The 14,015-nt window shown below is 46.4% G+C and carries 11 protein-coding genes and 3 tRNA genes; 7 read left to right on the top strand and 7 right to left on the bottom strand.

Features of this window, described 5'->3' with window-relative positions; all coding sequences use genetic code 11:
* Nucleotides 1–452 precede the first annotated feature (452 nt).
* The 3 genes from L4D79_RS12605 to L4D79_RS12595 form a co-directional block, all read right to left on the bottom strand.
* Nucleotides 453–539 (bottom strand) — tRNA-Leu (locus L4D79_RS12605).
* A 146-nt stretch (nt 540–685) separates the two neighbouring features.
* Nucleotides 686–761: transfer RNA gene (locus L4D79_RS12600), tRNA-Gly, on the bottom strand.
* A 3-nt stretch (nt 762–764) separates the two neighbouring features.
* A tRNA-Cys gene (locus L4D79_RS12595) sits at nt 765–838 on the bottom strand.
* A 189-nt stretch (nt 839–1,027) separates the two neighbouring features.
* Here L4D79_RS12595 and L4D79_RS12590 point away from each other — a divergent pair.
* Nucleotides 1,028–2,239 (top strand): family 16 glycosylhydrolase, encoded by a 1,212-nt coding sequence (locus L4D79_RS12590; RefSeq protein WP_428651918.1) that lies wholly within the window; start codon nt 1,028–1,030, stop codon nt 2,237–2,239.
* A 56-nt stretch (nt 2,240–2,295) separates the two neighbouring features.
* Here L4D79_RS12590 and pgsA read toward each other — a convergent pair whose 3' ends face one another.
* From pgsA to uvrY, 3 genes are read right to left on the bottom strand one after another with little or no spacing between them, the layout of a single operon-like run.
* Entirely contained in the window at nt 2,296–2,853 is a 558-nt protein-coding gene (pgsA, locus tag L4D79_RS12585) for a CDP-diacylglycerol--glycerol-3-phosphate 3-phosphatidyltransferase (protein WP_428651917.1), read from the bottom strand.
* 38 nt (nt 2,854–2,891) lie between these two features.
* Nucleotides 2,892–4,724, bottom strand: a complete 1,833-nt coding sequence (gene uvrC, locus L4D79_RS12580; protein ID WP_428651916.1) for an excinuclease ABC subunit UvrC — start codon at nt 4,722–4,724, stop codon at nt 2,892–2,894.
* Nucleotides 4,724–5,368, bottom strand: a complete 645-nt coding sequence (uvrY, locus tag L4D79_RS12575; RefSeq protein WP_039468571.1) for a UvrY/SirA/GacA family response regulator transcription factor — start codon at nt 5,366–5,368, stop codon at nt 4,724–4,726. The genes uvrC and uvrY overlap by 1 nt, the downstream gene beginning before the upstream one ends.
* Nucleotides 5,369–6,228: 860 nt before the next feature.
* Between uvrY and L4D79_RS12570 the strand changes: the two genes are divergently transcribed.
* Genes L4D79_RS12570 through L4D79_RS12560 form a run of 3 tightly spaced genes read left to right on the top strand, consistent with a single transcriptional unit; the run spans nt 6,229 to nt 9,317 of the window.
* On the top strand, nt 6,229–6,780 hold the full coding sequence (locus L4D79_RS12570; protein WP_428651915.1) for an ECF-type riboflavin transporter substrate-binding protein: 552 nt from the start codon (nt 6,229–6,231) through the stop codon (nt 6,778–6,780).
* Nucleotides 6,781–6,783: 3 nt separating this feature from the next.
* Complete coding sequence (locus tag L4D79_RS12565) at nt 6,784–8,478, top strand: ABC transporter ATP-binding protein (RefSeq protein ID WP_428651914.1); 1,695 nt, start codon at nt 6,784–6,786, stop codon at nt 8,476–8,478.
* Nucleotides 8,478–9,317, top strand: coding sequence for an energy-coupling factor transporter transmembrane component T family protein (locus tag L4D79_RS12560; RefSeq protein ID WP_428651913.1), 840 nt, complete (start codon nt 8,478–8,480; stop codon nt 9,315–9,317). Before L4D79_RS12565 ends, L4D79_RS12560 begins: the two co-directional genes overlap by 1 nt.
* Nucleotides 9,318–9,535: 218 nt before the next feature.
* On the opposite strand, the gene L4D79_RS12555 is transcribed toward L4D79_RS12560, so the two are convergent.
* Nucleotides 9,536–9,844 carry a hypothetical protein gene (locus L4D79_RS12555; RefSeq protein WP_428651912.1) on the bottom strand — a complete coding sequence of 103 codons (309 nt, stop codon included), beginning with the start codon at nt 9,842–9,844 and terminating at the stop codon, nt 9,536–9,538.
* 460 nt (nt 9,845–10,304) lie between these two features.
* Between L4D79_RS12555 and L4D79_RS12550 the strand changes: the two genes are divergently transcribed.
* The 3 genes from L4D79_RS12550 (at nt 10,305) to L4D79_RS12540 (ending at nt 13,969) form a co-directional block, all read left to right on the top strand.
* Complete coding sequence (locus L4D79_RS12550; protein ID WP_428651911.1) at nt 10,305–10,964, top strand: helix-turn-helix transcriptional regulator; 660 nt, start codon at nt 10,305–10,307, stop codon at nt 10,962–10,964.
* Nucleotides 10,965–11,151: 187 nt separating this feature from the next.
* Entirely contained in the window at nt 11,152–12,552 is a 1,401-nt protein-coding gene (locus L4D79_RS12545) for an L-cystine transporter (protein WP_428651910.1), read from the top strand.
* An 88-nt stretch (nt 12,553–12,640) separates the two neighbouring features.
* Nucleotides 12,641–13,969: a CoA-disulfide reductase gene (locus L4D79_RS12540; RefSeq protein ID WP_428651909.1), complete on the top strand. Its 1,329-nt coding sequence runs from the start codon at nt 12,641–12,643 to the stop codon at nt 13,967–13,969.
* Nucleotides 13,970–14,015 lie beyond the last annotated feature (46 nt).

Raw genomic sequence — 14,015 nt, 5'->3', positions numbered from 1 at the left:
TTGATACCTGTGGGTTTTGTGCCATAATAGCCCCATCTTGATGATTTAAGCCTTATCAAGAGTTCTACATTCTTTATACCGTCGCACCTCTTTTGTGCGACGGCTTTTTCTTTTCTAAGCACACTTCAAGTCAGCTTTCTTTCACTTTGTGTCCCACACAATGCAAATACACTTTCGACTCCCATGCATTTGCTAATTGGTTATAAATTTCACCGCCTGTAAACAAAAGCAAATATACCCAGATTAGTTCAGGATTCAGAGGGCGAGCTTTATAAGCTTCTGTACTGCGTTATTGTTTCTTGATTTAACGCCAGAAAAGAGATGCAGTTTAACTGTAGAGAAGGAGATTTTGAGCAGGACTACTTGTATAGGTCGATTTTGTCAGAAACTATTGTCAGAAGCTATCGAGATCAAAAAAGCCCACAAGCTAAGCTTGTGGGCTTAATATGAGATGGTGCCCCGGGCCGGACTTGAACCGGCACAACGCGAACGTCGAGGGATTTTAAATCCCTTGTGTCTACCAATTCCACCACCAGGGCACGCAATTTCTTGCGATGCGCTAACTGAAAAGTTAAACACCATCTTTATCTTACCGCTTGTTGCCTCACCGTAAGATTTTAATTTGGAGAGACGTGGCCGACCAGGTACATGAGGTTCCTCGTTGGAGCACATCAATCTTTAAATTTGGAGCGACACACGAGGTTCGAACTCGTGACCTCAACCTTGGCAAGGTTGCGCTCTACCAACTGAGCTAGTGTCGCAAATGGAGGCGCGTCCCGGAGTCGAACCGAGGTCCACGGATTTGCAATCCGCTGCATAGCCACTCTGCCAACGCGCCGTTACCTTCGGGTCATCCCCGTTGGTATGGCAGCCATTTTACACAACTCAAATTTGGTGTCACGGAAAAAATTAAAAAAAACAACTCGTTCGATTCATTTTCAACCAATCGTCTTAAAAAACAACATCAAACGACTAATTGTTCACCAATCCTCATGAGATATTCTCATTTCTCAGAGAATTACAAATAATGAAACAGCAATCCTTAGCTATATTTTCCTCGCCTTTTAAGCTGTTTATTGAGGATTTCATGCGCTATTTCTTCTTATACTCCCTTCTTTTAACCCTAACCCCGAGCTTATGTCTATCCGCCCCTCCACCAGGAAAGGGGAACAATAAGACAATCACCTCGGCACCAAGCTTCAGTGACCCTCTTATATCGTTCGATACTAATCATTGGCAAGCCGCTGACGGCTGGGCCAATGGCTCTCCATTTTTAAATGCTTGGTCATCGGCAGCGCTGGATTTTAGTAATGATGGATTAGGCGTGGTACTTAGTGACTCCCCGCTACTCGGCTATGCCTACACATCCGGAGAGTTGCGAACGAATGCGTTCTACGGCTATGGGTGTTATGAAGTCGAAATGAGACCGGCTGCTGTAAGTGGCGTTGTCAGTGCCTTTTTTACCTTTATGGGCCCTTATGACAATGTTCAGGGGGGAAATGGCCAGCACAATGAAATAGACATTGAATTCTTGGGCAATAACACCCAAGTCGTGCAACTAAACTTCTGGACCAACGATGATCAGTATATCAATGGCCATGAGACAATCATTGACTTGGGTTTTGATGCTTCAACATCATTTAACCATTATGCATTCGATTGGAGCGAAACTGGTATTAATTGGTATATCAACAAAAAGCTGGTTTATAGTGTCATTGGCACAGCCAGCGATCCAACCCCTAAAGTCACTGATGGTACCCACAAAATAATGATGAACATGTGGCCGGTTGACTCCAGCGCATCTGGCTGGGCCGGTGAATTTAGCTATCCTATGATGCCCATCCTTGGTCAATTTAAAAATGTTGGCTTCACCGAAGGTGGTGAATGTAACTTCGATACTCCCGAACCCCCACCCTCACCGTCCGAGAACCTCGTCATTTCAAACCATGGGATCTCGTTAAATAACAAAGCGACTCAAGCTTCAGCTACCGTTACAGTGACAGATAACGAAGGACAACTCCAACAAGGTGTTATCGTTACAGGCCAGTGGTCAGGAGTGGTGAGTGATGGTGATAGCGAAAAAGTGACTGACCCTGCCGGCTCTGCTCTATTCTATTCTCGTCGAAGTCGGTCAACGTCAGGGAGCTACCAATTTTGTGTCACTGGCTTGTCCAAAGCAGGTTACTCATGGTCAGCAAGCAGTAGCGAACCGCAATGCTCTGAAATTATCATTCCTTAGATAACAAAAAAGCGGCTTTTTGGCCGCTTTTTTCTATATCCACATTATCTATGACTTTATAGATGCTCGGAGTTCAGCAAGTCATGCTTGGCCGCTTTAAGATAGATGTACATCGACCAGTAAGTGAGGAACATTGCAACGTACAGTGCAATATAACCCGCCCAGACCATCCACTCGTTTGGGTGCCACAGCAAAACGATGAGTGCGACCATCTGAGCCCCTGTTTTCACCTTGCCAACCCATGAAACAGCCACACTTGAACGTTTACCTAGCTCGGCCATCCACTCACGCAATGCAGAGATGATGATCTCACGGCCAATCATAGTAATAGCCGGAATGGTCACCCAAACCGAGTTATAATGTTCGACGACCAATACCATCGCCGCTGCCACCATTACCTTATCGGCCACCGGGTCAATAAAGGCACCAAAGCGCGTTGTCTGGTTAAGCTTACGGGCCAAGTAGCCATCAAACCAATCTGTTACGCCGGCAATCAAGAAAATCAATGCAGTCGCAAAAGGAGACCAGCTATACGGTAAGTAAAAGGTGATCACGAAAAATGGAATCAAAATTAACCGTATGAAGCTTAGAATGTTCGGAATTGTTAAACGCATAATTCTTCGTTCTTATTGTGTAGATGTACCGCGCTGGCCTAGTGATTCAGCGCGTCATAAATTTTTTCTGCCATAGCACGACTGATGCCCGGCACCTTTGCGATTTCTTCTCTGCTAGCTTTCTTCAGTTCCTGTAGGCCACCCATATTCTTGAGCAATGCTTGCCGGCGTTTCGGGCCAATTCCCTCTATGTCTTCCAAAGCACTGCGTTTTCTTACTTTTGCACGCTGGGCACGGTGACCACTGATTGCATGATTGTGACTTTCATCCCTGATATGTTGAATTAAATGCAACGCTGGAGAATCTGCAGGCATCGAAAACTCTTCACCAGTTGTCAGCACCAAAGTTTCCAACCCCGGCTTCCGGGTTGTTCCTTTGGCCACACCCACGAGCATTGAGCGCTTAGGCCACTCCTTCATCAAAGGGTTAACTACATCATACGCTCTTGACAGCTGACCTCTACCCCCATCGATAAAAATAATATCAGGAATTCTATCCGGATCGACTTGTGAGCCATACCTACGTTCTAAAGCTTGTGCCATAGCAGCATAATCATCACCACCAGTAATACCCGAAATATTATAACGGCGATACTCTTGCTTTAAGGGTCCATCTTGATTGAACACCACGCAGGAAGCAACCGTCTTCTCACCCATGGTATGGCTGATATCAAAACACTCCATCCGCTCAAGGCTATTGAGCTCAAGCGCTTCACGCAAGGCAGAGAAGCGTTGATGAACCGTCATCCGGTGGCTGAGCTTGCTCGTCAACGCCGTTCTGGCATTGGTTTGGGCCAACCTTTGGTACTTGGCTTTATTCCCTCGGGTGCTTGATTTAATCACGATCTTACGCCCAGCTAACTCGGTCAAGGTTTCTGCGATAACCGCTTGCTCATCACCTAGCGCTTCTCCCAATAGGATTTCACTCGGGATCACCCTCCCCTCTGCTTGGTTGAGGTAAAACTGAGTCACAAAACTGGATAACACCTCGGTGATCTCGGCGTCGACGGGCATTTTAGGGAAATAACTTCGGCTACCGAGGATCTTGCCCTGGCGGATATAAAGCGCGTGGATACAGGCCATACCGTTTTCGTAGGCAATACCCACAACATCAAGATCGTCGTCACTGTCGTGACTGACAAACTGTTGCTCCTGCACACGCCTTAGTGCCTGAATTTGATCGCGATAGATCGCAGCCTTCTCGAATGCCAGCTGCTGGCTCGCCTGCTCCATCTTCTCGACCATCGATGTAATGACCTGACGATCTTTGCCCCGCAAAAACATCCGGACGTAGTTGGCCTGCTCACTGTAATCGTCGTCACTCACCAGCCCTTTGACACAAGGGCCAAGACAACGTCCAATCTGATACATCAGGCAAGGACGGCTGCGGTTGGCATAGACCGAGTCTTCGCACTGACGAATTGGGAAAATTTTCTGCAGCAGATGCAAGCTCTCCCTAACAGCACCGCCATCAGGATATGGTCCGAAATATTCACCTTTACGTTTCTTGGCACCACGATGCATCGACAGTCGAGGGTGAGCCGAAGCGCTGAGGAAAATATAAGGGTAGGATTTATCGTCCCGGAGCAGGACATTATACTTTGGAAGGTAAAGCTTGATGTAGTTGTGTTCAAGGATTAGCGCTTCTGTTTCGGTATGCGTAACAGTGACATCAACCTTGACGATATTTTTGACCAGTGCGCGGGTTTTCTCCCCAGCCACATTAGCCCGGAAGTAACTGGAAAGGCGTTTTTTGAGATCTTTCGCCTTACCAACATAGATGACCTCATCGGCCAGATCATACATCCTGTATACACCTGGCTGATGAGTAACGGTTTTTAGAAAACTCTTTGCGTCAAACTGTTCCGACACTACAACGTCTCTGTGTCTAACATTCCATGGCGGATAGCGAGGTGAGTAAGCTCAACATCACCGTTGATGTCTAGCTTATTGAACAGACGGTAGCGATAGCTGTTGACTGTCTTTGGACTCAGATTCAGTTGTTCTGAAATATCGGTCACTTTCTGTCCCTTCGTGATCATCATCATGATCTGAAGTTCACGTTCTGAAAGATCTTTGAAAGGGTTTTCCGAATCTGGTGCAAACTGGCTCAATGCCATCTGTTGTGCGATTTCCGGTGAAATGTAACGTTGACCGCTGTTGACCATACGAATTGCATTAATCATTTCGTCAGGGCCGGCACCTTTAGTCAGGTAGCCTGCTGCACCTGCCTGCATCACTTTCGTCGGAAACGGATTTTCTGTATGAATCGTCAGAACGATAATTTTGACATCAGGACTAAAGCGCAAGATTTTACGTGTCGCTTCAAGGCCACCGATACCTGGCATATTCATATCCATAAGAATGATATCCGCATGCGAGTTACGGCACCATTTTACGGCTTCTTCACCACTGTCGGCTTCCCCTACCACTTTTATACCACGGACATCTTCAAGCAGACGTCGGATCCCTGTGCGAACCAGTTCGTGATCATCTACAAGGAATACATTAATCAAGCTGTATCTCCAATATGATTTGGCTCTGCACCCAGCCGAATTGGCGGGATAGCTGTTACTGATATTACCCAATTCTACCTTAACTTCACATCTGATCTCATGCCGTTTCTGTGTAACAGCGCAAGTTTTCGCAGTAAGTTAAGGCTTGACAAAACAATGATTTGTCAGTTTTTACAAGCTTCAAAATAAATGAGCTCGGACAGCAGTATTTACTATATTTCGAAAAAAATAAAGTGAAATATTCAAGATATCCAATTAGTTAGATTTATCTCAAAAAGATAGCTCTAAGCTGTAATATTATTGTGACAATCAATACGTTAAATCAATTATCCATAAGTGGTGTCTATAAGGGCTTTCTATGCCAAAGCCTAAAAAAAGCAAATGCTTACCTGTAATCTCCTTTCTTTTCGGCGAGCTACATAAAATTTTATATAAATCACCGCTAATGACCTGTGCTCACAAGATTAGTCAAAATCATCAAGATGAGGGTTAGACTGCTCATCAAGTAACAACCCCCTTTTGTATTAAGTATTACTCACCATTGCCTGTTAAAAAAGGCAACTTGTTAATTTAATCAACGGCCCTACAAGACGGTTCAACCTCAGGCTATGTTCAACCCGACAGCAAGGAAATACGATTCTGGCTAAGAGTTAGACGTCTAGATGTAGAGGTTTCCCTTCTGTTTGATGTTCATGTATTATGTCGCGTCCTTATGCCTGCCGGCATAACTGCTCTTGCTTAAATATGGATATTTGCAGCGTCTAACCCAACAACTTAGTGTGGGTTTTCTTTCGTCGTTGGCGAGCAGACTATGGTCGGCAATATGCAAGCAAATACCCAAGAGCTTTAAAGGTTATGTCATGAATCTCTCTGCCAAGACAGTTGTGCTCATCGCAATCGGTGCAGCCTTATATGGTATTGGTGGTTTACCTATGTTTGGTATTCCTGTCTTTGCAAATACCACTCTCAAACCCGCCATGGCTGTACTTGCCTTGTTTGGCGTGCTATTCGGTCCTCTCGTTGGATTTCTTGTTGGGTTCATCGGCCACTGGGTTACCGACCTGTTTGCCGGTTGGGGCGTGTGGGTCACTTGGGTACTCGGCTCTGGGATTGTAGGCCTTGTCATTGGCCTATATCCAAAGCTCACCAAAGAGCGCATTGAAAAAGGGCTATTTTCCAAGTTCGACTTCTGCCTGTTTGTGATCCTTGCCTTTATTGGCAATGTCGTTGGCTATGGTTGTTCAGCCTACCTAGACGCCGTTTTATATGCCGAACCGTTTACCAAAGTACTGGCACAGCTAACTATTATTGCCGCTGGTAACACCGTACTGATCGCTATTGTCGGCCACTTCATCCTTACCGCTGTCGCAAAACGCAAGCAACAAAGCTATAACCTGATAGAGGCCGAATAAGCTATGTCGATTCAGTTTACTGACTTCTCATTCAAATACTGGGCGTTGCAGAAGCCAACCCTGAAAAACATCAACCTGACTATCGAACAAGGTGAAAAGGTTGTCATTGTTGGCCCAAGCGGCAGCGGAAAATCGACCCTAGGACAGTGTTTGAATGGTTTGATCCCTTTCTCGGTCAAAGGTGATATTACCGGTAGCCTTAAAATCAAAGGCAAAGAAACCCAGAAAATGGACCTTCACCAGTGCACCGGTATGGTGGGAACGGTACTGCAAGATACCGATGGTCAGTTTGTCGGTTTGAGCGTCGGCGAAGACATTGCTTTTGCTCTTGAAAACCAGATGATTGCACCAGGCCCTATGCGCCAAGTGGTTAAAGAAACCGCCGCGATGCTAGAGCTGGACGACATGCTACAGCTGTCACCTTTCGACCTCAGTGGTGGCCAGAAACAACGTGTCTCACTGGCCGGCGTCATGGTCGATGAGGTCGATATCCTGCTGTTTGACGAACCCCTAGCAAGTCTGGATCCGAAAACAGGCAAATCAACCATCGAGATTATTGATCGTCTTCACCGTGAAACGGATAAAACCGTCGTTATCATCGAGCACCGCCTAGAGGATGTACTACACTGTCACGCTGACCGTATTATCCTGATGGAGCGCGGTGAAATCGTTGCTAACATGACACCTGATGAACTGCTGGCCAGCCCACTTTTGGCCAAATACGGGATCCGCGAACCTCTTTATTTATCAGCGCTAAAAGCGGCCGGTTGCGAAGTTCACCAATCAGACAAGCCAGCCTACTTGTCGACTATCGATATCGAGCGCTTCAAACCACAAGTGCTCGACTGGTTCCAACAAGGTGACATGGTCACAACAGAGTCAGACGCCGCTCCTCTGCTTGAGGTCAACAGCCTCAGCTATTCGTATGACGGTGAGCGCCAGACACTGGACGATGTTAGCTTTACCGTCCACCAAGGCGAATTTGTTTCTATCTTGGGTAAGAACGGTTCGGGCAAGTCGACAATCACCCGTTTAATCATGGGCGTATTGGAACCGGATACTGGGTCCATTTGTTTTGAAGGCATTGACTTGGCAACACGTTCGATTTTCGAGCGCAGCCAAGATATCGGTATTGTGCTGCAAAATCCGAACCACATGATTTCTCACCATATGATTTTCGACGAAGTTGCTTCGGGTCTGCGTAACCGCGGGATATCTGAAAACGAAGTCGAAACCAAGGTGCTGGAAACATTAAAATTGTGTGGGCTGGAGCGCTATCGCCATTGGCCAATCGATGCTTTGAGTTACGGCCAGAAAAAGCGCGTAACCATTGCCACTATTTTGGTGTTAGAGCCTAAACTGCTGATCCTTGATGAGCCGACAGCGGGTCAAGATTACCATCACTACACTGTGATGATGAGCTTTATCAAAGAGCTGAACCAAAAACTGGGGATCACTATTTTGATCATTTCCCACGATATGCATTTGGTTCTGGAGTATACCCAGCGCGCCATTGTCATTGCTGACAGCAAGCTGCTGGCCGACTCCGCCGTTAACGAAGTGTTCAGCCAACCAGCATTGCTGGAGCAGGCCAACCTAACAGTCACCAGTTTGTATACACTTGCGACTCGCTTGGGTATCGAACGCATCGATCACTTTATCCATTGCTTCATTAACCATGAGGCAGGCTCACACTAATGAAAACCAATAAGATTAAATTCGGTATTAGCTACATCAATACCGGCTCTCCCCTGCATGCGCTAAACGGGATCACCAAGTTCATCTTGTTTATGGCTTGGGTCACCATGGTATTGATGACATTCGATGTCCGTATCATCATCACGATGATCGTGGTTGGCTTTGGTTTACTGCACCTTTCACGTGTCCCTTTTGCCAACTACAAAACCCTGATGACAGGGACCGTAACGGTATTGCTGCTTAATGCGCTGTTCATGTTCCTGATTGCCCCGCAACAGGGTAAAGAATACATGGGAAGCCAAACCATCTTGCTTGCTCTGCCAGGTAACTACTCACTGACTCAGGAAACCCTGTTTTACTTGGTAACCGTGACGCTGAAATACTTCAGCATGTTCCCGGTTGCCTTGGTGTTCGTATTTGCCACCCACCCGACTGAGTTTTCAGCCAGCCTGAATAAACTGGGCGTACCTTACCGTATCGCCTATGCGGTAAGTCTGACATTGCGCTATTTACCAGAAGTGACCAAAGACTTCATCAATATCATGCATGCCCAGCAAGCGCGCGGTGTTGATATTTCGAAAAATGCGCCAGTCTTTACCCGCATCAAGAATGTGGCAAAAATCCTCGGACCATTGATTTTCTCAAGCCTAGACCGGGCCGAGGTGATCTCCAACGCCATGACCTTACGCGGTTTCGGCCAACACAAACGACGCAGCTGGTACAGCCTAAAACCAATGACCAAAGCGGATTTTGCTGTATTGTTCACTATCGCTGTTGTATTAGTGCTGGGCTTTGCTAACCGCTATCAGGCCGAGCAACTCTTCTGGTATCCGTTTTAAGCCACGATACCCGCACAAACCGATAATTCCCCAAGGCCAGCACTGCTGGCCTTATTGTTATCTAGGGCCTTTCCTGAAAGTGCGATATGAAAACGGAGTCAATTAACAACAAAAGGAAACCAGCCAAAAGCCAGCGTCAACCTCAAGGAGATTTTCTCACCTTACCTACGGGTGGCTGAGTAGATCTATTCTCTGGTTTGATGGAACCCCATACACAGCTATGAAGAAGGACTCAAGTAATGAGCCCGCCAGTAGCCGGCATCATCAAATAGCTCTTCATTAAGTGCAATGGCGTTTTCGATTGAAAGGAATAGCTCAGAGTTTTCTTCGCCTAGCGACTTAAGTTTTTCACGTGCCTTATAAAGTTCGGCGATGTAGTCCTGCTGAATTTGTACAGATTGATTTTGTGACGATCGACTCTGAACAGCATAACCTTGCGGGCCTTCACCCGCTTGCGGCGCATCTTGCTCCAAACTGACAACCAGTAAAGAGCAACCTAGAGCCAAACCTAGCAAACCTGTCTTCATTACACCATTCATCATGCAACCTCAAACCTGAATATTGACACGATAATGACAAACAATGAAACAACGTTCAATTAATGCAAACTGAACAAACCAACATTATTCCACGCCACGCATAGCTACCGCATTCACCCACAAGCACGACGTTAATAGCTATATTATTTTCACGTTGAGCAGAATCAACTATAAATGAATATAATGCTCTTTATAAAAGAATCTAATAGCACTCTTTGCCCCAATTCAACTTCAATTACCATTTGTTTATCCCGACAAAATTATAATTAAAATTTTGTTAACTACGAGTTGATATTTAACGGTTGAGGCACCAATTTTTTGTGCACAACCGCCGATTTTCTACATAAATTTACAGAGATTGACATTGCTACAATCACACCCCGATCCAACTCAACTTTTTTTTACCTCTAAAGAGGTAAATTACCACTTGTTAAGTGAGGAGTTGAATATGGATATGAAAACCGCTCAGGGAGCCTCTGAGTTAACAGAAGATGAGCTACTCATCATGTCATGGGAACCGGCAGTGGATGCTATCGCCTCTCTTTTTGGTAGCAGCTGTGAAGTTGTTCTCCATTCATTCAACAACTTACAGTCATCAGTCACTAAGATTGCGAACGGCCACGTCACCGGTAGGCAAGCCGGAGCCCCTGTCACCGATTTTGCCTTACAAAAGCTTACTGCCAAGTGCGGCTCTAAATGGAGTACCTATTTTACCCGCACTAAAGACGGGCAAATGATGAAGTCGGCCTCGACCACAATATGTAACAGAGAAGGTAAACCCATCGGCATGTTGTGTGTGAATTTTAGCTTGAATGCGCCCATTGCCAGTTTGCTTGAAGCCTTTACCTTGCCTGTAATCGCTAATGACAAAAACGAGCCTATCTACAGCGAAACATTTGCAACATCCGTCGATGATTTAATTAGTCAAATCATCACTCAGGTAAATAATGACTCGACTCTGGCAAGTAACTTAAAAAACAAAGAAATTATTTGCCAATTGTACGACAGGGGGATTTTTGAATTAAAAGAATCTCCAACCCTAGTGGCTGATAAATTAGGAATATCTAAACACACCGTATATTTACATATAAGAAATCATAAACAATAACGACATACCGCTGTGTATTAATAAGTTTCATTGTTTTAACTCTTGTAGTTAAAACACGGCACCTTTGTGCCTGATAGGAAATCGGTAACAAACAAGTAATAGCAATAAGCTAATTATTTCCATAATTCGCGGTTATGCCTTGGCATAGCTTGATGTTTTGTATGTTTATCTTTTAAAGGAATGAAAAATGACCTTCAGCGTTATAGCCAACTTGGGGATATTCCTCGCTTTAATTCTCTTCTTATATCGCTTACAAACTAAGTATGTCACCTTTACCAAGCGGGTATTTGCCGGTTTGGGGCTGGGGATTATCTTCGGGGGGGCTCTTCAAGTATTCTACGGTGCCGGCTCAGACGTCATTAAAACCAGTATCGAATATTTCGACATTGTCGGCGTTGGTTATGTCAAACTTCTCCAGATGATCATCATCCCATTGGTGATGGTATCGATCATCTCAGCCATCCTCCGCCTTAATGGGGGGACGTCTCTGGGTAAAATAAGTGGCATGACCATTGGTGTCCTCATTGTTACCACCATGATTTCTGCCTTTGTCGGTATTGCCATGGCGAACCTCTTCGGTTTAACGGCTGAAGGGCTTACATCGGGTGCTGCTGAAATTGCTCGTGGTGAAGCACTAGAAAACAGACTGGGTTCTGTGGAGGCAATGTCATTTGCCAAGCTAATGATTGAGTTCCTGCCTGCTAACCCATTTATGGATATGACTGGCGCACGCCGCACCTCAACCATTGCCGTGGTGATTTTCTCAGTCTTCATCGGTATTGCCGCAACGGGCATTGCACGCAAGAAGCCGGAAGCCTTTGCTTCATTTGAAAGCTTTATTGGTGTAGCCCAAGCCATTGTTATGCGCATGGTGACACTCGTCCTTCGCCTGACACCATTCGGTGTGCTAGCCCTGATGACCAAAGTGATCTCTGGTTCTAACTATGCCGATATCGTTAACCTAGCCAACTTTGTTATCGCTTCTTATGGCGCAATATTTATTATGTTCGGTATTCACCTTGCTATCGTCGCAATGGTTGGCCTGAACCCTATCCGCCACTTGAAGAAAGTTCTCCCAGTCCTGCTCTTTGCCTTTACGTCTCGTACCAGCGCAGGCTCCATCCCAATGAATGTTCAGACTCAGGAAAAGCATCTTGGGATCCCAAGCGGTATTGCTAACTTTTCTGCATCATTCGGTTCAACCATCGGTCAAAACGGGTGTGCCGGTATTTATCCAGCCATGCTGGCCGTGATGATCGCACCAACCGTTGGCGTTAACCCAATGGACTTCGGCTTCCTCATCACCTTGGTGGCCATCATTACAGTCAGTTCATTTGGTGTCGCGGGTATTGGCGGTGGCGCCACCTTCGCAGCACTGATTGTACTGTCTGCCATGGACTTCCCTGTCGCGCTAGCCGGCCTGTTGATTTCTATCGAGCCGCTGATTGACATGGGTCGAACTGCGCTTAACGTATCAGGCTCCATTACCGCTGGTACGGTAACCAGCAAGGTGCTTGGCGAGACCGACATGGATATATTCAACAGCGATGCTGAAATCAACCTTGACGGTGAAGACGCAGCCGCATAATTACATGTTCAAACCAGCACTAGCTGATTGATACAAAACAAAGGGAAGCGCCGGCTTCCCTTTCCCCCAGCACAACAGAGAAAAAACAATGAAAATAGTCATTATTGGTGGTGAAGCGGCAGGCATGAGTGCGGCGGCAAAGGCTCGACGTATTAACCGTGATGCTGAAATTACAGTCTTTGAAGCTTCAGAGGTGATTTCCTTCGGCGCTTGTGGCCTCCCTTATTATGTCGGTGATGAATTCCAAGACCACAACTACATGGCTGAATTTACCCCAGAGCAATTTGCCGAGCGTGGCATCGACGTTAAGACCGGACACCGCGTCAATAAAGTCGATGCCTCCAATAAGAAACTCGAGGTGCAACATGGTGAAGAGACATTCGTCGCTCATTATGATCGCCTGATGATTGCAACTGGCGCCAGTGAGACCTTACCTCCCGTCAAAGGTCTTGAAAAACAAGGCGTTCACAGCCTTCGCCGCATGGATGATGGCATCAATTTAAAAGCCGCTATCAACCAGCCTCATTGCCAGCATATTACCGTTATCGGCTCTGGTTTTATTGGCCTTGAGGTCGTTGAAGCCATGGTGCATCAAGGTAAACAGGTGCGCTTGATTGAACGGGCTGAGCGCTTGATCCCCGACGCTTTCGACAGTGAGATCAATGAGCACTTCCTGACTGAGCTAAAAGGCGCTGGTGTAGAGGTTCTGCTTGATGAATCTCTCGAAGAGGTACTGGGAGACGATACGGTCTCTTCAATTAAGACCGACAAGGGCCTTTACCCAACGGATTTGGTTGTCGTTTGTACGGGCGTTAAACCCAATACCGCTTTCCTAAAAGAAACAGATATCGACACATTGGCCAACGGTGCTATTTGTGTCGATCAGCAAGGCCGAACGTCACTGCCTGACATATGGGCAGCAGGCGACTGCGCTTCCATTTGGCACACGGTGCTCAATAAGAATGTCTACATCCCATTGGCGACTGGAGCGAATAAACTAGGCCGCTTGGTCGGTGAGAATATTGCCGGAAAATCTCTAACCTTCCCCGGTTCGTTAGGTACCAGCTGTGTAAAAGTCCTGTCGCTGGAAGCAGGACGTACCGGTATTTCAGAGCCGGAAGCGATTGCCGCTGGCATCAACTACAAAACCATTACCATCAAAGACAAATGCCATACCAACTACTGTGAAGGCCAATCCGATATCCACATGAAGCTGGTCTATGAAGCGGATACCAAGGTGATCCTCGGTGCGCAGATGATTGGCAAGAAAGGCGCGGTACACCGCATCGATGCAATGGCGGTTGCCATCACAGCCAAGCTAACTACCCAGCAGCTGGGTATGCTCGATTTTGCCTACGCACCACCGTTTGCCCGTACTTGGGACGTCATGAACGTTGCTGGCAACGTGGCTAAATAACTCGGTCAGGTAAAGTTAGCATTCTCATGTTCAGACAGAAAAGACC

It is taken from the genome of Photobacterium satsumensis (assembly GCF_050336935.1).
GTDB lineage: Bacteria > Pseudomonadota > Gammaproteobacteria > Enterobacterales > Vibrionaceae > Photobacterium > Photobacterium satsumensis.
This window is presented reverse-complemented; position numbering and strand designations above follow the sequence as displayed.